The organism is Psychrobacillus sp. OK032 (assembly GCF_900111345.1).
Classification (GTDB): Bacteria; Bacillota; Bacilli; order Bacillales_A; family Planococcaceae; genus Psychrobacillus.
This window is the reverse complement of sequence record NZ_FOGY01000001.1, coordinates 214,557-234,481: the sequence shown is the minus strand read 5'-3', so window position 1 is coordinate 234,481 and position 19,925 is coordinate 214,557. Positions and strand designations below refer to the sequence as shown.

The window sequence follows — 19,925 nt, the reverse complement described above, 5'->3', positions numbered from 1 at the left end:
TTTTATTTCGGTTAATAAAATAATTTTTTCTGAAGTATATCAAGAGCGCGGTCAATTTCTTTTAAATCTTCTTTGGAAGCATTTTGTATTCGATCTAGAAAACGTATTTCTACGGTTGCAAATGCTTCGTTCATCATCGTTTCTCCATCTTTTGAAAGGCAAATATATTGTTTTCGGCGATCTTCTGTATCGCTTAATTTTTTGATTAAATTTTTTTCACTTAACTTTTTCAACTCACGACTTGTATTTGGCATTGACATATGCTGACAATCACTAATTTCACTAGGGGTAACAGGCTGACTAACTGTAATATACTCAAGAATTTTATATTGAACTGGTGTGATCGAATCCGACTTGGAGTTTTGTGTTAACTCGTGTGTCACACGATGAACAGAAGTTAAAAATTTTATGCATTTGTTAAAAAGGACTTTATTGTCTATAATGCTCACCTCTTACTGCTAACATATCAAAAATGTTATCTAAAAACAATTATCAATTGACAACTAAAAAACTAGTGCTATCATTTACTTATCAAATGATAATTAAAAGGAGTGCTATTATAAATACGCTTGTTATTTACACATATCCTAATCATAAAAGTTTAAATTATGCATTTTTACAAAAAGTAATTGAAGGTAGTAAAGAGAATCCTAATATAAAAGAGTTACAAGTATTAGATTTGTATGAAGAGGGCTTTAGTCCTCTTCTCATGTTTAATGAACATAAACGAAGACGTGATATGTACTGTGATCCAGAACTTGAAAAATATAAAAGGCAAATTACTTGGGCAGACAAGATAGTTTTTGTTTATCCGATTTGGTGGGGTAGACCTCCTGCGATGCTTATGGGGTATATCGATCGATTATTTTCTGCGAATTTTGCCTACAGGGATAAGAAGGGTCTACTACCAGAGGGGCTATTAAAAGGAAAGTCAGTTGTATGTGTTTCGACCATGAAGGGGCCAGCAAATTATCTGCTTTTTTGGTTGAATAATGCTCATAAAATCTTAATGAAACGAGCTCTATTCAGTTTTGTTGGAATAAAAAGAGTGAAATTTTTTGAATTTGGCAACATGGAAAATAAAAATGGAAAACAAACGAAAAAATTAGAAAAAATTTATCGATATTTTAAAGAAGTAAACTACTAGAAAAATAACTATAATCTTAAAGGCTAAGACTAAGTGCATGAAAGCAGGATTGTTGAAATAGCTATTTATTTGAAGAGAAATAAAATAATCGAAACAACAAAATTACAAATCCGCGCATATGATATGGTACTGTCTTTTATGGAACGGTGGGATACGGTGAAGCAACATGGAGAAGAGCTTATTTATTCTGGTGCATGGATCGTTACAATTGGTACCGTTATATCAGCTGTAGGACAAACAAATAAAACATTTACTGAAAGTCAGATGGGAGCAAACCTGATTTCCAAAGGAAATGCCATCGAAGCTTTTGGAAACAGTCTGGTGGCAATCGGAAATACAGCATTATTTTCAGAAGAAAGAGAGTCGTACTTAATTGACATGATATTTGGTGCATGGCTTCAAGCCGCCGGTAACGTTACGAATACAGTTGCAACGAATATCGAAATCAATACCGCTGATGAAGGTGCCATTGGTCTAAATGCCGTTGGCAGTGGTATTCAAGGGCTTGGGGCAACTTATGAGGCAATTGGTGCTCTAGAAGGGCATTCGCCCGTTAAAAGTTTAGAAGTAACCGGAAACAGTTTATTTGCGTTAGGAGCATTTCTTGACGCAGCAGGTCTTCTTTTTTCCATGAAAAACCTGAATATAGCTGGTGACAGATTATCGTTTATTGGAAGTTGGACACAAGTTATTGGAGCTATTACCGTGGTGATTGCTTTAAAAACTGCCTCTGATATCAATTTAGCCCAACAACAGGACTACTATTATCCGTATTATAATTATCACCTGGCACACTTGTATGAGCCGAATTCTTACAGAATGATATAACCTTTGATTACTTCAAGTAAAAGTGATCGAAGGTTTTTAGGTTACGGATGGTTAATACATAGAAGAAATCATAGAGCATAATGAAATTTCTTCTTTGAGGATGCAAATTGCACAAATCCCCACTTCTTTTTTAGAAGTGGGGATTTAAAATAATTATTTAAAAATAGGCAATTTTTTTAACACGACACAAACCGGAAGAGCTACACACATACCTACAACATTTTGAACAAGATTTCCGGGAATAGAAGCTAATGGAATAACCCAACTACCAAATAGAACCCGTTCGCAAATATAATAAACAGCTAGCATAAAAGGAATCGAACAAATAGTTGCGGCTAGATTGAAGGCAATACTGTTTCCATTACGACTCATTGACCAAGCAATTTTTCCAACTATATATCCTTGTAAGCCTCGAGCGACAATAGTGAAAGGCGCCCACAATGTCCACCCCATCATTAAATCAAATAATCCCATCCCAACAGCTCCAGCAATTGCTCCTTTTTTAGGACCAAATAAAATAGATGCGATAAAGAGCATACCGGTTCCAAGGTGAACTAAACCGCCGTTTGCTGAAATAGGTAGTTTGATGTTTAGAAGAACTGTTGCAACAAACACGAGCGCAATTAACATAGAGGTAATGATTAAATCGGTCGTATTTGATCTTGAATAACTATTTATTGTGTTCATAATTTTATACCTTACTTTCTTCTGTATTTGTCGATAACTTTATCAAATTTTTGGCACTTGTGAAAGCGTCAGTTTAAGGTGAAGTTTAGAGGTCAGTTTGAGTTGTAAAAAGAGAAAGGTCTTTACAACCTAAAGCAAATAAAAAGCGAGGTATTCGACAATTAATCTGTCGAAAACCTCGCCAAAAAGCAGTGGATCTTTCTTATATATTATTTTGTAAAGTTATCAAAATAACCTTGGATAAATACAATAGGTGTCCCTTTGTCACCACTACCAGAAGTTAAATCAGATAAAGAACCAATAAGGTCTGTCAATTTTCTAGGTGTTGTCCCTTGCGCTTCCATTGAACCTACAAGATCTTCATTTTTATTAGTAATAAATTCTGAAATAGCTTGTTTAAGTTCTTCGCCTCTTAAATCAGCAAAGTTATTATCCGCAAGGTATTTTAACTTCACTTCATTCGGTGTGCCATCAAGTCCTGCTGTATAAGCTGGGGATACAACTGGATCAGCAAGTTCCCATATCTTACCGACTGGATCTTTAAATGCCCCGTCTCCGTATACCATTACTTCTACATTTTTACCTGTTTTTTCTTTTAGCATCTGTTGAATATTATCAACGATTGGTTGGCACTCACGAGGGAATAATTTTACACTATCCTCTGTTGATTTGTTTGATCCAAGCAAGCCGTAAGCTTCATTATAACCACTGCCATTAATGGATGATGATAAGATGTCATCGAGACCGTAAATTTTCTCTCCACCATTTGCTTTTAATATTCTTTTCGTTCTCAATCTTGTATGGATATCACATGTAAGCACATTTTTTGTGTAATCTAAAATAGTTTTAGCATTATTGGAGAAAATGACTTCACATTCCACTCCGAATTCTTCGACTAATGATTTATAATAATCAATATAATCAACACCAGTAAATGTATGTTTAATATAGCCGAAATGATCACGGAATTGTTTTTCTGTAAGAACATCCGTCCAGGGATTGACGCCTTTTTCATCAAGTAGGTCTATATCTACTAAGTGATTACCAACTTCGTCTGATGGGTAGCTAAGCATTAAAACAACTTTTTTTGCACCTTTTGCGATGCCTCGTAGATTATTTGCAAATCGATTACGACTTAATATAGGGAAGATAACTCCAACTGTTTCCTCGCCAAATTTTGACTGGACATCTTGTGCAATATGATCAATTGTCGCATAATTTCCTTGCGCGCGTGCAACGATGGATTCTGTTAATGTAACGATATCTTTGTCTTGAATTGGAAAACCTTCAACCTCTGAAGCTTTTAATACGCTATCTACAACGATTTCTTCGATGTTATCTCCTTGATTGATGATTGGGCAACGAAGACCTCTCACAACTGTTCCAACAACTCTTTCCAAAATGATCGCTCCTTAATAAGCAAAAAAATTTATTTTTTAATTAGTACCTACTTATACTATACATGCAATTTATGGTATAAGTAAAATGAATATAACAAATAGTAGGTATAAGAGGTGCTTATATGGTAAGTAAATTAGATTTATATAAAGTATTTTATAAAGTAGCCCTTTGTAAAAGTTTTTCAAAGGCTGCAAAGGACCTCTATATGACACAACCAGCTGTTAGCCAGTCCATCATGCAGCTTGAAAGAGAATTGGATATCCGTCTTTTTAATAGAACACCAAGGGGCGTATCTTTAACGAATGAAGGAAGCCTTCTTTTTGAGTATGTGAGCTCAGCTTTGAATTTAATCGATGTTGCAGAAGAAAAGATGTTTGAATTTAAACATTTAACTGCTGGGAAATTGACAATAGGCGTAGGGGATACAATTTCTAGATATTATTTACTTCCTTATTTAGAAGCTTTTCATATGAAGTATCCGAATATAAAGTTCAAGATTGAGAACGGCACGACACTAGAGCTTTGTGCGATGTTAAAATCAGGAGGTATTGATATTGCGATTTGTAATTTTCCGTTCGATGATCCTACATTAGAGCAAATTCCATGCTTCAATATACATGATGTATTTGTTTGTGGAGAAAAATATAAAAATCAATTTTCTCACTCAATAAGTCTAGAAGAAGTTGTGAAACTTCCATTAATATTACTGGAACCTAATTCGATTTCCAGAAAGTATGTAGAGGATTATATATTATCCAAAGGAATCAAGATATCCCCTGAGTTTGAATTAGGCTCCCATGATTTATTATTGGAATTTGCTCGAATTAATCTAGGAATTGCATGTGTAACAAAAGAATTTTCGAAGGAGTATATAAACAAAGGAATATTATATGAAGTACCATTGGTGGAGAAAATCCCAAATAGAAGTATTGGAGTATGTTTTTTAAAGAGTGTGTCCTTATCACAAGCGTCCAAAAAGTTTGTAGAGATTATAGAAAATAAACAGGCTTAATAGAATTTTGTAAATAACATGAGAGTGCCCCTTTTAGATTAAGCACAATATCCCTAGTAGTTGCTTAATTAGAATCATTTTATGCAAATTATACAATTTCGCTCTATATTCTAGAGCATATTCTCAACATAGTGAAGCATTTGCGCAATATATAAAAGCTAATTAGAAAATGCCATCTCTTGACAAGTAAAGGCTTTATTATGAGAAAATTTGTCGCGTTCGAAGGAAAGTTGTCGAATTCGCAGTGGATTCTGTCTCATTCACTCATTTATTGGTTCTTACTTGGAAATGCTGTAAAAGATTGGATTAAGGGTCGGCTATACTGATTAGCTAGCAAGCTCATTGGATTGTAGCGGAAGGGCGGCGACTCCATCCGAGGCCAACAGGATGTTGGTCACGAAGGCGTTGCCACACGATGTGGCGCACTTAGCCTTCGTTCCTCTGTTGAGACAGATGAGACATCGCAGGCAAACGCGAGAGCTGTGGTGATGGCTCATCGCTCACCCGGCGGAAAGCGTCCGCCTGCAGCGAAAATCTAACAGATCTTTTTATGAAGCTTTATTTCTGTTTTATATTCTATATTATGCATTCATATATAATACACTTGAGAAGTATGCTTTATTAGGGTATTATTACTAATATTTAACGGGGAATTTAGAAGGCGAGAGAGCTAAATATGAAAACTATAACAGTTGAAAATATCGTCAGAACATTTTCATTTGATGTACTAACTGGAAGTGATCAGTTACATCGTGAGTTAAAAAAATCCAAAGTTCGTCGACCAGGGTTAGAATTTATGGATAAATTCGATTTTATTGCGACCGAACATGTCCAAATATTAGGGAAAAATGAAATTAATTATTTACATACACTTTCAAAAGAAGAGTGTAAATTACGCATTGGTAATATCGTTCAATACGATCCACCATGTATTATCATCACTTCCAATCAAGAAGAGCCACTCGGATTAATCCATTATTGTGTAGAGAAGAAGATTCCAGTATTGCGAACGAAGGACTCTACAAGTGAGGTAAGTGCAAAACTAGATGCATATGTAGTAAAAGCAATGGCAGAAGAAATTGCCATTCATGGAGTTTGTGTGAATGTAGCGGGAATTGGTATTTTGCTGCGCGGCAAATCGGGGGTCGGTAAAAGCGAAACAGCCCATACCCTTATAGGGCGAGGACATCGATTAATAGCAGATGATATCGTTGTATTGAAAAAACTAAGCCCGCAAACCTTACTAGGATCGCATAATGAAAAAAACAGAGAATTTCTTGCTTTGCGAAGTATCGGTTTACTAAATGTCGTACGTTTATACGGAAGAGCTGCATTCCAAGACGAAACACGGATTGCGCTAGATATTGAGTTAACCAAATGGGAGCACAATACATTAAATAACGAACTAGAATTAGAAACGAAATTTACTGAATATATGGGTGTACAAATTCCACATATTCAAATTCAATTACAGCCTGGTCGTGATGTTGCTGGATTAATAGAAGCGGCGGCAAATAACTGGTATTTGAAGCAACAAGGCTATAGCGCTGCAGAAGAATTTGTCAAACGGCTTGAACAAGATTTTAAAAACTCCCATTCGAACTAAATTAAAAAACCACTCTAATCTCGATATGGATTGTATAGAGAATGAGTGGTTTTTTGTATGAAAAGCTTGTGACATCCTTAAAAGAGGAGGAGGTTTCAAGCATTACTCAATCACATCAAACCATAATTCAGATTTATCATCTGGATCTCCTTTATAATTTATTGTTAATTCCTCTCCCTCCTTAATATCTTTTAAGGCGTGAAAATCTATTGTAAAGTTTTCTTTATTATTTTTAAATCTTATATTCGGAGAGTAAGAATGATTAAATAGGGCACCATATCCGAGTGCAATGGCTGTATCTTTTTTTCCCCAATGAAAGCAATAATAAAAAAGCACTGTCTTTTTTAAATATTTCCATTCATCTTTTGGAGAAACGATAACAGGTGATACTTCTATCAATTCATCTTTTTTTATAGCACGTGTAGCAAATAACCCTCTCCCATATTTTCCAGTATCTTTTACACAAAAAGGTAGCAATGCTTAACTCCTTTCTTGCAAACTTAATCTAAGTTGCTAAGATTCTCTCTTAAATAATTACTACGATCACGGATAAATTGAAAAATTATTTCTGGTTCATCTTCAAACTGATCTATTTTATTTTTTTTGTACGGGTCTAGAAGTAAGTGGGGGCGTACGTATTCATGCAGTGATAATACTTTATCTTCCATATATGCCACAGTAAACTTTGTATCAAGAATTTCTTCCAATACTTTTTTATAACGCTTGCGGAATTCTGGTAGCTGCATTAGAAGCGAACAAAGATAATTTCCCTTTTTTCCTTCGATAGGGACGTAGGTGTGATCCATCAGCCCCCCGCTTACTTTTCGTCCCCATGTTGCATCGTAATCCCAAGGTAACACTTCAAATAAGCATGTCTCGCTATTGCGATAGAGGGCATAGTTGTGTGTGAATCCATCATTATTCATTGTACAAATTGCCCCAACTAACCAGAGGATAAATTGATCCATATTCATATATTGGGAGATTTTATCGAGGAACTTTGACTTGGAGGTAGTATTTATCCTTGTAATTAACTCAGTAAGAAATTCATCATCGGACGGATTGCCATACGCTCTTTTATAGCCCGACGTAAGTGACTCTTTTAGTTTGCCGTCTCTTGTGAAGGAAAAATTCGCATCATTATTTACGGCATAGTAAATAGGACCACTTGGCAAACCTCTCTTTTTCAGAAACATATCATCCACGGACTCCAATTGTAAATATACACCTTTAAATGAACCATTCCTGTAAAAATTTATATGCTGGCTATCTGGTGCAAGAACACCTAAATCTTGAAAAAAGTCGAATGAAAGTTTATTGCGAATAAGGGAAGGATCTCTATACTCCGCATTAAGGTGAATTTTACGTGCCCCGGCAAATTCTTCAGGATTATCAAAACCAATTAAATAGGATCTTTTTCGAAACTTTCTTGTATAAGAGCCACGATAAGCAATATTTATATCGTAAGTAATGTTTTCTATTATCAATTTGGTGGAAATAGTTTTATCATTCGTTAGATTTTTTCTTAAACGGTTTAAGTCATCCTCTTCAATCATTAAGTGATAAGAAGGAATGAGATTTGACATATATTCACCTCCTTGTAATTACTGATGGGTTGTGCTGTTGTTAATGATGCTACTGGCAACTAACATAGCTATAGTACATACATGATGAACAATGGCTATGTAAGATGTCAGTTTGTAAGGCATTTACTATTGGGTTGGCATAAAAGCCTTCCCTAATCGATCAAATATTGATTAAAGGAAAGCTTTTCACTTTTTGTAAATATATTCTATGAAGACGTGCTTCCTGAAGATGTACTTCCAGAGGAAGACGATCTTCCTTTTCTTCTTGAAGAGCTTCTTGAAGAAGAACTTGAAGAGCTAGAACCACTTGACGAAGTGCTACCTGAAGAAGACGATCTTCCTTTTCTTCTTGAAGAACTTCTTGAAGAAGAACTTGAAGAGCTAGAACCACTTGACGAAGTGCTACCTGAAGAAGACGAGCTACTTCCTTTTCTTCCTGAAGAGCTTCTCGAAGAAGAACTTGAAGATGAACTTGAAGAAGTAGAACTACTTGACGAAGTGCTTCCTGAAGACGAACTACCGGATGAACTACTTTTCCCTTTTTTTCCTGGCATAACGGGCACCTCCTTATTAATAACAGATTAGTTTTATAATACGCAAAGCCTTTTTTATTATATGGACAATTGTCTCATATAGGGTGAGTGCATATCGAAGTTATTTAAGGTAAAACATCTTTACTTCAAAATCAATTCGGTAAAACCGCAATAAAAAAAAATGCCACCGTAAAATACGGTGACATGTTTTCTTTTATTGTAGAATATCTGATACAGGTGTTTTTTTAGTGGCTGTTTTGGAAGCGGCGTCTATTACCGAGGCATCTAAATTTGAACTAGTAGTTGGAGCTGAAGCTGATTTTTTGTTCTCTGCATTTACAGAAGCCTTTCCAGTTGAGGATCCATTTGCAGCATTCTGTGTGTGAGCATTAGCATTTTTCGCTGCAGTTTTGTTTGATGCTGCTCCGCTCGTCGTAGACGCTTGTTTTCCCCCATTATTCGTTCCAGAAGCATTTTGTGATCCCGTCATACTGGCTACATCGTTAATAATTTGATCCACTTGTGGTGCAACGGTTTGCGCCATATCACCAACTTTTTGAGCTGACGTTCCGCTAGTCATTTGTTGGGTTAAATTCCCGATTGTCTGAGCGATGCCACCACTCGCAGCAGTTTGTCCAGTTCCTACGCTTGTGTTTTGAGTACTTGCCTTACTTTGAGCCCCTGAACTGGCACTCTGTGTCGCATTTGCACCGGTTAGTTTTTGAGCTATATTACCGACCATCTGCATGATGTTTCCACTCATTTGACTGGTACTCCCACTTGCAGCATATTGTATGGGCTGGGTTCCGCTATTCATCGATGCTCCGGTACCGGCGGAAGCACTTTGAGAAGTATTTCCACTCATCATACTGTCCATCATTTTACTCATCGCTTTGGTTGGACAAAATTTAGTTGCACCTTCAGCTACTTTCATGGAACCATACAAAACAAGCATTTTGCCAATTCGGCTGTTGGGTTCCCGCAAAAGTTTTACTGTACCGTAAGCGGTTAGGACGGAGCCCAACATGAAACGGGCATAGGCAGTGCTTGGACTAAGGTTTTGTTGACTTTTTGTCATCTGTGTTAATCCTCCAATCTGTAATTTAACGATGTTTTCTTTTCCTTATCCGTTTCAACTTTATAATCCCCATTCGCATATAAATTATGTGTTTTCGCTAACGAATAATGCAATCATTCACTTTTTCATCATTTGTTCCTGTGCCATTCTAATCATTTCTTTCACCATACTACCGCCGATTGGTCCTCCAATTTTTCCGGCTTGTTCAGCTGTAAGTTTGCCGTTATATCCTTTTTTTAATGGAATACTAAGTTCTTCTGCTATTTCGTATTTGACATCATCCGGTCTGTCTATATTTACATCGTAACCCTTCTCTTTCATCACTCGAGCTTTTAGTTTGTCTAATTCTTCTCGAGCAGAAGGGACTAATATTTTATTTCTATTCGCCATTTTTTTCGCTCCTTTGTTTATTAGTATTTCCGGAAAATGAGCGATTACACGTATATCACAAAGGGCATGATTAATCTTTCATTCTTTTAAGAATTATGATTAACTAGCTATATAACTAGAATGTTAAGGAGTGCAACTAATGGCAAAAACTAAATTTGCATTAATTGGAACAGGAGTAGTTGGGGAGCGTATTATTAATCAAATTTTAGCTCATCCTAATTGCCAAATTGTATCGCTATTTGATGAAAATAAAACAAGACTAGAGGAAGTTTCAACAAAGTATCAGCTTCCAGTGGCAGAATCGTTAGAAGTGCTGTTACAAACGCATCCAGATTGGGTTTATATTGGAACTCCTCCTGTAAGTCATGCGCCACTATCAGAACAAATAGCAGCATATGGTTTGAATATTCTTTCTGAGAAACCACTTGCTCACGATGCTAGGGATGGCACGCGTATGGTAATAGCAGCAGCTGAAGCAAATGTTCAAACAGTGATGCATTTTCCGCTAATGTATAGTCCAGTTGTACATAGTCTTAAAAATGCACTAACTACAAAGGAACTTGGTGATATAGTTCGCATCGAACTACATACTTACTTACCAAACTGGCCGAGAAAATGGCAACAAAATCCGTGGATTGGGACAAGAGAACAAGGGGGATTCATTAGAGAAATATTTCCACATTACCTTCAACTTATGAATCATCTATTCGGAAATTTCACAATTTCTTCTCATGCGACTACTTATCCAGCGAACATCGAGCTTTGTGAGACGGGTGTAACAGCATTAGCTAAAACAGAAAGTGGAATACCGATTGTTCTGAATGGTTTGTCCGGAATTGGACAAGAAGAGCGTCTAGAATTTAAAGTTTTTGGAACTGAAAGAGCAATGACTATACGAAATTGGTCAGAACTCTGGGTAGCTGAAAAGGATCAAGAAGCTGTTCAAGTCATTCCGGACATTAGGCCAAATAGTCTTATAGATGTATGTCATCATGTGGTAAATGGTCAAGAATCATTCGTCGTTACGTTTGAGGAAGGATTGAAGGTGCAAGAGTGGATTGACCAGCTGTTGAGTTGATAAATCTAATGGATGATAGTAGAGCTTTTCCTTATAAAAAGGGGGCTCTTTTTTCAATCATCATTTTTCTCCAGTCGCTAGAAGATAAGAAATTAACTAATTACCGAAATCTTCTGCCACAATGACAGCCCCAACGTTTTAAGCTATAATTAGTATCGCTGCAATCGCCCTTCAAATAATAGAAAGGGGGTTTTTTTATGATTAAATTACACAATGTAACTAAAAATTATGCACATTTTCGTGCTATTAATTCCGTATCTTTAACAATTAATAAAGGAGAAATTTATGGAATTATCGGAGCTAGTGGAGCAGGAAAATCTACCTTACTGCGGCTAATGAATTTGCTAGAAATTCCCGATGAAGGGAAAGTGGAAGTGAATGGTCAAATTCTAACCAATCTGCATAATAAGTATCTTCGACAGGCACGAAAATCCATCGGGATGATCTTTCAACATTTTAATTTAGTAGCGAATAAAACAGTCTTTGAAAATGTCGCTATTTCTTTAGAATTGGCGAATTTTCCAAAAAAAGAACGTCGAAATCGAGTTGTTGAGTGTCTTCAATTTGTTGGACTAGAGAATTTTATGACAAAACATCCCGCACAGTTAAGTGGTGGTCAAAAGCAGCGTGTCGCAATTGCAAGGGCGTTGGCGAATAATCCCCAAGTTTTGTTATGTGATGAACCAACCTCTTCACTTGACCCTAATACAACTGCGGAAATATTAGATGTTTTAGAAAAAGTGAACAAAAGATTTGGTGTGACAATTGTGATTGTCAGTCATGAGATGGACGTGATAAAAAGTATTTGCAACCGTGTAACCGTAATGGCAGATGGAGAAATATACGACACCTTATTAATAGAACCAAAAAGGATTGTAGGCACAGACAATAGTCCAAAGTACTTTGTCGAACAATTAAAGGATGGTGAGAAGGACCATGCCTGATGTATTAGTTCAATATGAAGCTGAAATTTGGACGTCTATTGGGGAAACCTTTGTAATGGTCGGTGTTTCTATTTTAGCTGCGATTGTAGTGGGGCTTCCCGTTGGGACTTTACTTTTACTTAGTAGGAAGGGACAAATACTTGAGAATCGGATTGTTTTTTCATTATTAAATTTGTTGGTAAATATTATTCGTTCATTTCCTTTTCTATTACTGGTTGTTTTTTTAATCCCATTTACCAGATTAATCATTGGTACTGCCATTGGTACAGCAGCTGCAACCATTCCATTATCCATCATTGCTATTGCGCATTACTCGCGATTAGTCGAACAATCTTTATTAGACGTACCGAGAGGTGTGATGGAGGCCGCAATTTCTATGGGAGCTTCCGTTTTGGAAGTAATTTTTAAATTTCTTTATGTAGAGGCACGTTCTGGTCTCGTTCTCGGATTGACAACGTCCATAATCAGTTTTATTTCTTATTCAACTATTATGGGAGTGGTAGGGGGAGGCGGTATTGGAGACTTTGCTATAAGGTATGGTTATCAACAATTTAAAACAGAACTAATGATGTACATGATTATTATTATGGTCATACTAGTGCAGCTCATTCAGTTTATTGGAACTACTGTATCAAGAAAAATTGATAAAAGATAAATGGAGGAATACATAATGAAAAAAATAATCGCTTTAATAACCTTGTTGCTAATCATATTAGCAGGTTGTGGAAAAAATGAAAAAACTACAGATAATGGAAATGCTCAAAATAATGACAAGGAAGAAGTGACATTAAAAGTAGCTTCGTTAATACCGCCAATGACGGATGTTCTTGAGCTTGTTAAACCAAAACTAGCAGAGGAAGGGATTAATCTCGAAATAGTTGTATTAGGTGATAATGTTCAGCCTAACAGCGCATTAGCTGCAGGAGAGGTAGATGCAAATTTCTTCCAACATGTTCCTTTTATGGAGCAATTCAATGCCAACAATGATGCAGAACTAGTTCCAATTGTACCGATATATTTTGCAAATTATGGTATATATTCGAAAGAATACAATTCGATGGACGAACTACCGGAAGGTGCTGTCATTGCTATTGCGAATGACGTTTCCAATATAGATCGTTCATTGGCTTTGTTGGCTCAACATGATGTTATTACTTTAAAAGAAAAGACGGGTCCATATTATACGAAAGCTGATATTATTGACAACCCAAAAAATTATAAGTTTGAAGAAGTAGATTTGTTAATGTTAGCAAGAATGTATGATGATGCAGACGCGGTATTCATGTACCCGGCTTACGCTACACCACTTGGATTGACACCAAAAAGTGATGCGCTTCTTACGGAAGGCACGGAAAATGATTTCGCTATTACCCTAATTGCACGTAAAGATAACGCGGACTGGGAACCTATTCAAAAATTAGCTGAGGCCATGACGAGTCCAGAGGTACGCAAATTCTTTGAAGAAAATTTTGGCGAAACTGCGATTCCAGCATTCTAAATACGTTCCCAGTGTCTGAAACTATTTAGACACTGGAAACATTAATTAGGAGGATTTAGATGGATCAAACAACTCAAACGCATTACGAAAATTTAGAAGCAAAAAACAAAGATCTTCAATATGAAGCATTCGATTATATTAAAGCTGTTACGAAAGAAAGAGTGGATTGGGCTTATGAAGTTTGGGATCAATTAAAGGAATGGCTGACAGACCCTGATAATCACCGTAGATCTAGAGCTGCTCAATTTCTTGCCAATTTAGCGATAAGTGATCCTGAAAAACGAATGCTAGAAGACTTTTCAGCGGTATGGGAAGTGACAAAAGATCCAAAGTTCGTAACAGCTAGGCATAGTCTACAATCCATTTGGAAAGTCGCAATAGCAGGGCAAGAACAAAAAGAAATGGTCATAAAAAGCCTTGTTGATAGATTCGAAAATGGCACGGACGAAAAAAATTATACATTAATTCGTTTTGATATTATTCAAGGCCTTCGAAATTTGTATGGTGAAACAAATGACGAGGAAGTAAAACAAATAGCTTTAGATTTAATAGAAAAAGAAATAGATCCAAAATATAAAAAGAAGTATGCATCAGTTTGGAAAAAGGCATAAAACACTTTATCTAATTAAAAGTAAAGATAGAGGATATCTATAAGGAAGTGTTTATAAGGTAAGGACCACCACGAAGACTCCTGTGGGAACAGCTTGAGCAGAAGACCCCGCAGGAACGCTTGAGGAACAAACCCTAAGAACGCCACCTCGTGTGGCAACGCCTTCGTGACCAACATCGTGTTGGCCTGAGGAGGCTGAAGCCAAGCCCACGGAAAGCGAAGTGGTGGTCCTTGCCGAATTTGAAATACATTTCTATGCACAGTCTGAGAGTACGGCATTTATGATGTCGTACTCTTTGTTTATTAACAATGCGATGGATTAAATTTTTCTTTCATTGGGTAAACTTAATTTATCATTGGGTAGAACCATATGATACATCGCCATTTAGATTCATCCCAGATTATATTTCGGTATGAAGAAGTGCTTATTCTATTCTCTAATGAATATAATAATGTAATGAATACAGGTGATGATTTAGTTTACAACGAAAGAGGTGAACGAATGAGCTTTAAGATTGGCATACTTGTTTGTTTATTCTTAATGGTTTTTATGGCGTGTATTACCTATTATTTGGGGAAGAAAGTATCCCATAGCTTAATGAAATATATTCCGGTATTTGCTTTTGCTTCGGGTATAATTTTCTATTATATCAAACTCAATTTTATTTCTTATGAACCAAGCTCTTTCGATGGCATTTACGATATGATTGTATTTATTATCCTTATTATTGTAGGTAGTATTGCTTTTTTAGAGACGGTTATCATTGATATTGTAGAAAATAGTAAACTATTTGGGAAAAGCTATATGGCGATACGAAAAGCAATAAAATTAGAAAATGTAAAGAAAGTATTTAAAGTTAGAATGCCCTCTAGTTTTCTTAAGAAAACTAGAGGCTAACTATACACGGTAACCAGATCAAAAGATTAATGCCCTCAGTGTTGATTAATCGGCTTGTGGGCTTTTGTCGTGTATAAGGAGACGCTTCGCTAAATCTTATTTTTGGGTACTACTCAATAATTTGATTGTAGTGAAAGGCGGCGACTCCAGCGGAGGCCAATAGGATGTTGGTCACGAAGGCGTTGAGGCCCATAGGAGGTGGGTCATGCAATCGTTGCCGCAGGATGCGGCGAATTTAGATTGCCTTCTATTGGAGGTGGCGCTAGCCTTCGTTCCTTTTTAAACACTCTGTGGGAATATCACATTTCGCACTTTTTAGATGATGGCTTATCGCCCACCCCGCGGAAAGCGTCCGCCTGTAACGGAAATCAACCGTATGCAATGTTTTACTTTTTATATAAGGCAACTCGGTATGGAAATAGTTGCGCTTCCATGATTCCTTCTTTTACTGCAGGATCATTATTCATCAGTTCAACTGCTTCTTCCTCTGTATCCACTTCTAAAATAACGATTCCCACTCAGGGACAGCTGTAGGTATACAAAATGTATACAAATATTAGTAGCCCATCCTGCCTTCCACTTAACCACTCTTATAAAAGAAAAGTGAACTTATATTGTCTTAGTGTAAGACGTAAGTTCACTTTTGTATTCCTTATTCTTTATTCTTTATTCATTAAGCTATGTTTTCTACCGTAAGTAAAATAAATGATCAATCCAAAGACGAACCAAATACCGCAGGCAATCCATGTAAAAACAGAAAGTTGAGTAATTAAAAATAGACACAGTAGAAATGATAAAATCGGTATTATTGGAAAGAATGGTACTTTAAAACCATCAGTTGGTATGTCCTTATTTTTTCTTAAGTAAATAACTCCGATTGAAACAACAGTAAATGCAATCAATGTCCCCATATTCACTAATTCCGCTAGTCTAGACAAAGGAATGACACCTGCACAAAAAGCTACTAGTGTTGCAAATACCCATGTATTTTTTATTGGTGTTTTATACTTTTTATGAAGCTCATACATACTTTTTGGCAGCAATCCATCACGACCAAGCGCGTAAAGAAGTCTTGTTCCACCGTATAACATAACAAGTATAACTGTCATCATCCCAACAACAGCACCAAGTGAAATAACACCAGCCACCCAATCTTGGTTAACAAGCTGCATAACAAAGCTAACTGGGTCACTTACATTTAGATGTGTATAGGAAACAATTCCAGTTAATACAAGAGCAACAGCTACATATAGTATTGTACAAAGAAATAACGAACCAATAATTCCTATTGGCATATTACGCTGTGGATTCTTCACTTCTTCTGCAGCTGATGAGACTGCATCAAACCCAAGATAAGCAAAGAAAACAAGAGCTGCTCCGCTCAATACGCCTTCTATCCCAAACGGCATAAATGGTTGCCAATTAGCTGGCTCTACATAAAAAATACCAACTCCAATAAATAAAAGAATAACAATGACCTTAATAAATACCATGATCATATTAATCTTCGTAGACTCTTTAATTCCTAGCGATAATAAAAATGCAATGATAAATATAATAGCTATGGCAGGTACATTTAAATATGTTCCCTCTGCTGGATTAAAAGAACCGGAGATGGCATGTGGAATGGTAATATTAAATCCCTCTAGTAAAGCACTTAAATAAGAAGACCAACCAGTTGCAACTGCTGCAACTGCTAAACCATATTCTAACAGCAAAGCCCACCCAACTAACCAAGCAATTAATTCTCCAAACACTATATATCCATACGTATATGCACTACCTGTTACTGGTACAGAAGAAGAAAATTCTGAATAACACAAACCTGCCAGTGCACAGACAATAGCAGCAATAATAAATGAAAAAACAATAGCGGGCCCAGTATGTAACGCAGCAACTGTCCCAGGTAGAATGAATATACCTGTTCCAACAATGGCACCTACCCCGAGTAGCACTAGGTCAAATGCTCCTAATGATTTTATAAGTTGCACATCACTATTTTTTTTTAATAATTCTTCAATATTTTTTTTCCTAAACAATCCACTTTTCAAACTTAACACCCATTCTTTTTTAGAAACATATAAAGATTCTATACATTTATCTTATATAGGTCAAATATTTTTGTCGGATTTTCAGTATATTTGTCGAAAAATTATTTATTTTATGCCTATAGAACTATAATGATTGTAATAAAATTAATAAAGTTTTGATTTACCTAAAATATTAAACTTTTACAACTCCTAATAAGGATTACACAAAGCGACTATATCTATTCATAATAAATAAACTTTGCTACATGAATATTTTAAATGTGAAAACATGGACTACTTTTTCTTGTGTTCCGGTAAGCTTGTATTTATTTTGGTGTGGAGGGATATTTTCAACCATGTGCTGCATCGCCATTTGATATCTATGTAGTGTATATTTTTGTGTGAAGAAGGGTTTATTCAATAGTATATTGAATATAGTAATATAATGAATACAGGTGATATTTAATATATATCCTTTATCAATAATGTGAATTTAAAGAGGTGTAATACTATGAACAAAACATTACAATTTGGAATGATTGGTAGTGGGAGTATTACCGAAACTCATATTAAAAGTATTCGAAGTATACCGAATGCAGAAGTTACAGCTATTTTTTCAAGGAATAAGGAAACTGCTGAAAAATTGGCTACCAAATACAGCATTCAGGTTTACAGTGATTACGAGGAGTTTCTAAGTAATGATGAAATTGATATAGTTACCATCTTAACACCTAGTGGAACACATGCAGATTTGGGGATATTGGCTGCGAAAAAAGGAAAACATGTCATTGTTGAAAAGCCGATTGATACGACGCTTGCAAAAACGAATGAACTTATACATGTTTGTAGAGAAGCGAATGTTACGTTAAGTTGTATTTTTCAACACAGATTTGATGATGCGATAGTAGATATGAAAAATGCAATGAATCAAGGAGAATTTGGCCAACTTAATTTTGGTGCAGCACGCACTACCTGGTATCGTTCACAAGAATATTATGATAGTGGTGCATGGCGCGGAACTTGGGAGCTTGATGGTGGAGGGGCATTGATGAACCAATCAATCCACTATATTGATCTTCTTCTTTATTTAATGGGTCCAGTCGAGGAAGTTCATGCCTATTGTGCTACTCGGGCTCATGAAAGAATAGAAGTTGAGGATATTGCGGTCGCATCGATAAAATTCAAGTCTGGCGCACTAGGATTGATTGAGGGAAACACAGCAGCATACCCAGGATATAGTGCGACACTTGATATCTTCGGTAATAATGGGAGTGTAATTATTGAAAATGATCAAGTAAAAGAATGGAATTTTAAGAGTGGAAATCATTATACAAAAGCTTCGGGAAAAGTAGTGAGGACAAGTGCTTCGTCAAACAAAATGTCTTCTTATGAGTCACACAAAAGACAATATCAGGACATTGTTCATGCGATACTTGAGAAAAGAGATCCGCTAGTAACAGGTGAAGAAGCAAGGAAATCACTTGAATTAATCTTGGCTATTTATGAATCCGCTAAAAGTGGAATTCCTGTAAAAATGTAGAAAACGTAGTGCCTTAATTATAAAAGGCCTACGTTTTTTTTGAAAAAAGTATATAAAATTGGTGTGAGTTATGAAACCTAGTGTTCCAAGTATTTTAAAGAGTAGATTCTATAAAATGATACCGCTGATTTGCGCTCCTGGTGGACGCTTTGGAGCGGGATGAGCTATATGAGTTGAAAAGCATCTTTTTCATTCATTATCCAAAAAAATCTTAACTATATTCGTATTGTTGAAGGATGGCGACGGATAGACAAACGCAATAAGATTACCGAAAAAAGAGAGGCTAGTCGTGACGTCAGTCACGACTAGCCTCTCTTAATAATCAATCGGTAATGATATAGCAATAAGTCTGTCCAAAGACCTCCGCAAACAATACAAAACAGGCTTTGTACTTAGATGGTGCTTGCACTTTACTTATTGAAGAATAATGGAAAGGCAAACGACCGGATCTAATACCAAACCTAAAAAAAACACAATTTCTTATAAAAAATAAACATTCTAATAATTCTGAATAAGACGTAAAATTTAAGAAAGAAAACGCTTTCTTAAGGAGGGAAGTTATGAATCTAACAAAAAAAATATATTCACTCATTGATAATATATTTGAAAAGTTCACCCTTTTATCGCTAATTTTATTAGTATTCATTGTTACATTGCAAGTCGTAACTAGATATTTTTTTAACTTTGTCTTCTTTTGGTCAGAAGAGATTACGTTACTTTTATTAGTTTGGTTTGGATTTATGGGAATCGCAATTGGATTTCGTGAGTATATCCACTTAGGAATAGATTCTTTTACTAATTTATTTCCGAAAATGTTTAATAAAGTTCTAGATAAGTTGATTCTTGTCATAGTATTTGCTTTTGGCATATACCTTGTAGTTCAAGGTTGGCAATTTACAGTTCTTATGCTGGAATCAACGCTACCCGCAACGAAACTTCCAAGTAGTATCACCTATATCATTATGCCAATTACTGGAGTTATGATTTGTTTATATGCACTTTTGCAGTTAGTTAATATTAATACAGCTAAGTTTAATGACATAGAGGTGGGGCATTAGC

The 19,925-nt window shown here is 35.9% G+C and carries 22 protein-coding genes; 13 read left to right on the top strand and 9 right to left on the bottom strand.

Annotation, left to right across the window (positions count from 1 at the left end):
* Positions 1-11: 11 nt before the first annotated feature.
* Positions 12-440, bottom strand: a complete 429-nt coding sequence (locus BMZ04_RS01155; RefSeq protein ID WP_093265434.1) for a MarR family winged helix-turn-helix transcriptional regulator — start codon at positions 438-440, stop codon at positions 12-14.
* Positions 441-559: 119 nt separating this feature from the next.
* Here BMZ04_RS01155 and BMZ04_RS01150 point away from each other — a divergent pair, with 119 nt between their 5' ends.
* Both BMZ04_RS01150 and BMZ04_RS01145 read left to right on the top strand, forming a co-directional pair.
* Entirely contained in the window at positions 560-1,147 is a 588-nt protein-coding gene (locus BMZ04_RS01150) for an NAD(P)H-dependent oxidoreductase (protein WP_093265431.1), read from the top strand.
* A gap of 33 nt (positions 1,148-1,180) precedes the next feature.
* Positions 1,181-1,975: a DUF6944 family repetitive protein gene (locus tag BMZ04_RS01145; protein WP_093263749.1), complete on the top strand. Its 795-nt coding sequence runs from the start codon at positions 1,181-1,183 to the stop codon at positions 1,973-1,975.
* A gap of 153 nt (positions 1,976-2,128) precedes the next feature.
* On the opposite strand, the gene BMZ04_RS01140 is transcribed toward BMZ04_RS01145, so the two are convergent.
* Together BMZ04_RS01140 and BMZ04_RS01135 are read right to left on the bottom strand one after the other, a co-directional pair.
* Positions 2,129-2,662: an ECF transporter S component gene (locus tag BMZ04_RS01140; protein WP_093263744.1), complete on the bottom strand. Its 534-nt coding sequence runs from the start codon at positions 2,660-2,662 to the stop codon at positions 2,129-2,131.
* Positions 2,663-2,871: 209 nt separating this feature from the next.
* A complete protein-coding gene (locus BMZ04_RS01135; RefSeq protein WP_093263740.1) occupies positions 2,872-4,062 on the bottom strand; it encodes a coenzyme F420-0:L-glutamate ligase in 1,191 nt (396 codons plus the stop codon).
* Positions 4,063-4,184: 122 nt separating this feature from the next.
* Between BMZ04_RS01135 and BMZ04_RS01130 the strand changes: the two genes are divergently transcribed.
* Positions 4,185-5,075, top strand: coding sequence for a LysR family transcriptional regulator (locus tag BMZ04_RS01130; RefSeq protein WP_093263735.1), 891 nt, complete (start codon positions 4,185-4,187; stop codon positions 5,073-5,075).
* A 676-nt stretch (positions 5,076-5,751) separates the two neighbouring features.
* The gene (hprK, locus tag BMZ04_RS01125; RefSeq protein ID WP_093263731.1) at positions 5,752-6,681 is read left to right on the top strand and encodes an HPr(Ser) kinase/phosphatase; all 930 of its coding nucleotides are present in this window, start codon (positions 5,752-5,754) and stop codon (positions 6,679-6,681) included.
* 102 nt (positions 6,682-6,783) lie between these two features.
* Here the strand turns inward: hprK and BMZ04_RS01120 are convergent, their stop codons facing one another.
* Positions 6,784-7,158 (bottom strand): SET domain-containing protein, encoded by a 375-nt coding sequence (locus BMZ04_RS01120; protein WP_093263725.1) that lies wholly within the window; start codon positions 7,156-7,158, stop codon positions 6,784-6,786.
* A gap of 23 nt (positions 7,159-7,181) precedes the next feature.
* Complete coding sequence (locus tag BMZ04_RS01115; protein WP_093263720.1) at positions 7,182-8,267, bottom strand: CotH kinase family protein; 1,086 nt, start codon at positions 8,265-8,267, stop codon at positions 7,182-7,184.
* Positions 8,268-8,483: 216 nt separating this feature from the next.
* Between BMZ04_RS01115 and BMZ04_RS22165 the strand changes: the two genes are divergently transcribed.
* Positions 8,484-8,852 carry a hypothetical protein gene (locus BMZ04_RS22165; RefSeq protein ID WP_177184270.1) on the top strand — a complete coding sequence of 123 codons (369 nt, stop codon included), beginning with the start codon at positions 8,484-8,486 and terminating at the stop codon, positions 8,850-8,852.
* 162 nt (positions 8,853-9,014) lie between these two features.
* On the opposite strand, the gene BMZ04_RS01105 is transcribed toward BMZ04_RS22165, so the two are convergent.
* Both BMZ04_RS01105 and BMZ04_RS01100 read right to left on the bottom strand, forming a co-directional pair.
* Positions 9,015-9,878: a YgaP-like transmembrane domain gene (locus BMZ04_RS01105; protein ID WP_093263715.1), complete on the bottom strand. Its 864-nt coding sequence runs from the start codon at positions 9,876-9,878 to the stop codon at positions 9,015-9,017.
* Positions 9,879-9,995: 117 nt separating this feature from the next.
* Entirely contained in the window at positions 9,996-10,268 is a 273-nt protein-coding gene (locus BMZ04_RS01100) for an alpha/beta-type small acid-soluble spore protein (protein ID WP_093263710.1), read from the bottom strand.
* A 139-nt stretch (positions 10,269-10,407) separates the two neighbouring features.
* Between BMZ04_RS01100 and BMZ04_RS01095 the strand changes: the two genes are divergently transcribed.
* The 6 genes from BMZ04_RS01095 (at position 10,408) to BMZ04_RS01065 (ending at position 15,296) form a co-directional block, all read left to right on the top strand.
* The gene (locus BMZ04_RS01095) at positions 10,408-11,346 is read left to right on the top strand and encodes a Gfo/Idh/MocA family protein (protein ID WP_093263706.1); all 939 of its coding nucleotides are present in this window, start codon (positions 10,408-10,410) and stop codon (positions 11,344-11,346) included.
* 197 nt (positions 11,347-11,543) lie between these two features.
* The gene (locus tag BMZ04_RS01090) at positions 11,544-12,290 is read left to right on the top strand and encodes a methionine ABC transporter ATP-binding protein (protein WP_093263701.1); all 747 of its coding nucleotides are present in this window, start codon (positions 11,544-11,546) and stop codon (positions 12,288-12,290) included.
* A complete protein-coding gene (locus BMZ04_RS01085; protein ID WP_093263696.1) occupies positions 12,283-12,945 on the top strand; it encodes a methionine ABC transporter permease in 663 nt (220 codons plus the stop codon). Before BMZ04_RS01090 ends, BMZ04_RS01085 begins: the two co-directional genes overlap by 8 nt.
* 15 nt (positions 12,946-12,960) lie before the next feature.
* A complete protein-coding gene (locus BMZ04_RS01080) occupies positions 12,961-13,788 on the top strand; it encodes a MetQ/NlpA family ABC transporter substrate-binding protein (protein WP_093263686.1) in 828 nt (275 codons plus the stop codon).
* A gap of 59 nt (positions 13,789-13,847) precedes the next feature.
* Positions 13,848-14,399, top strand: coding sequence for a hypothetical protein (locus BMZ04_RS01075; RefSeq protein ID WP_093263680.1), 552 nt, complete (start codon positions 13,848-13,850; stop codon positions 14,397-14,399).
* Positions 14,400-14,900: 501 nt separating this feature from the next.
* A complete protein-coding gene (locus tag BMZ04_RS01065; RefSeq protein ID WP_093263661.1) occupies positions 14,901-15,296 on the top strand; it encodes a hypothetical protein in 396 nt (131 codons plus the stop codon).
* A gap of 386 nt (positions 15,297-15,682) precedes the next feature.
* Here the strand turns inward: BMZ04_RS01065 and BMZ04_RS21910 are convergent, their stop codons facing one another.
* Both BMZ04_RS21910 and BMZ04_RS01060 read right to left on the bottom strand, forming a co-directional pair.
* Positions 15,683-15,814 (bottom strand): YciI family protein, encoded by a 132-nt coding sequence (locus BMZ04_RS21910; protein ID WP_143128251.1) that lies wholly within the window; start codon positions 15,812-15,814, stop codon positions 15,683-15,685.
* Positions 15,815-15,955: 141 nt separating this feature from the next.
* The gene (locus BMZ04_RS01060; protein ID WP_093263656.1) at positions 15,956-17,347 is read right to left on the bottom strand and encodes an amino acid permease; all 1,392 of its coding nucleotides are present in this window, start codon (positions 17,345-17,347) and stop codon (positions 15,956-15,958) included.
* 490 nt (positions 17,348-17,837) lie between these two features.
* Here BMZ04_RS01060 and BMZ04_RS01055 point away from each other — a divergent pair, with 490 nt between their 5' ends.
* Positions 17,838-18,866, top strand: coding sequence for a Gfo/Idh/MocA family protein (locus BMZ04_RS01055; RefSeq protein WP_093263651.1), 1,029 nt, complete (start codon positions 17,838-17,840; stop codon positions 18,864-18,866).
* A gap of 560 nt (positions 18,867-19,426) precedes the next feature.
* Positions 19,427-19,924, top strand: coding sequence for a TRAP transporter small permease (locus tag BMZ04_RS01050; protein WP_093263646.1), 498 nt, complete (start codon positions 19,427-19,429; stop codon positions 19,922-19,924).
* Position 19,925 lies beyond the last annotated feature (1 nt).

Coding starts and splice junctions, on each gene's coding strand:
- BMZ04_RS01065 (WP_093263661.1), top strand. CDS start 14,901: ATGAGCTTTAAGATTGGCATACTTGTTTGTTTATTCTTAATGGTTTTT.
- BMZ04_RS01100 (WP_093263710.1), bottom strand. CDS start 10,268: ATGGCGAATAGAAATAAAATATTAGTCCCTTCTGCTCGAGAAGAATTA.
- BMZ04_RS01075 (WP_093263680.1), top strand. CDS start 13,848: ATGGATCAAACAACTCAAACGCATTACGAAAATTTAGAAGCAAAAAAC.
- BMZ04_RS01080 (WP_093263686.1), top strand. CDS start 12,961: ATGAAAAAAATAATCGCTTTAATAACCTTGTTGCTAATCATATTAGCA.
- hprK (WP_093263731.1), top strand. CDS start 5,752: ATGAAAACTATAACAGTTGAAAATATCGTCAGAACATTTTCATTTGAT.
- BMZ04_RS01055 (WP_093263651.1), top strand. CDS start 17,838: ATGAACAAAACATTACAATTTGGAATGATTGGTAGTGGGAGTATTACC.
- BMZ04_RS01085 (WP_093263696.1), top strand. CDS start 12,283: ATGCCTGATGTATTAGTTCAATATGAAGCTGAAATTTGGACGTCTATT.
- BMZ04_RS01140 (WP_093263744.1), bottom strand. CDS start 2,662: ATGAACACAATAAATAGTTATTCAAGATCAAATACGACCGATTTAATC.
- BMZ04_RS01130 (WP_093263735.1), top strand. CDS start 4,185: ATGGTAAGTAAATTAGATTTATATAAAGTATTTTATAAAGTAGCCCTT.
- BMZ04_RS01115 (WP_093263720.1), bottom strand. CDS start 8,267: ATGTCAAATCTCATTCCTTCTTATCACTTAATGATTGAAGAGGATGAC.
- BMZ04_RS01105 (WP_093263715.1), bottom strand. CDS start 9,878: ATGACAAAAAGTCAACAAAACCTTAGTCCAAGCACTGCCTATGCCCGT.
- BMZ04_RS01090 (WP_093263701.1), top strand. CDS start 11,544: ATGATTAAATTACACAATGTAACTAAAAATTATGCACATTTTCGTGCT.
- BMZ04_RS01095 (WP_093263706.1), top strand. CDS start 10,408: ATGGCAAAAACTAAATTTGCATTAATTGGAACAGGAGTAGTTGGGGAG.
- BMZ04_RS01050 (WP_093263646.1), top strand. CDS start 19,427: ATGAATCTAACAAAAAAAATATATTCACTCATTGATAATATATTTGAA.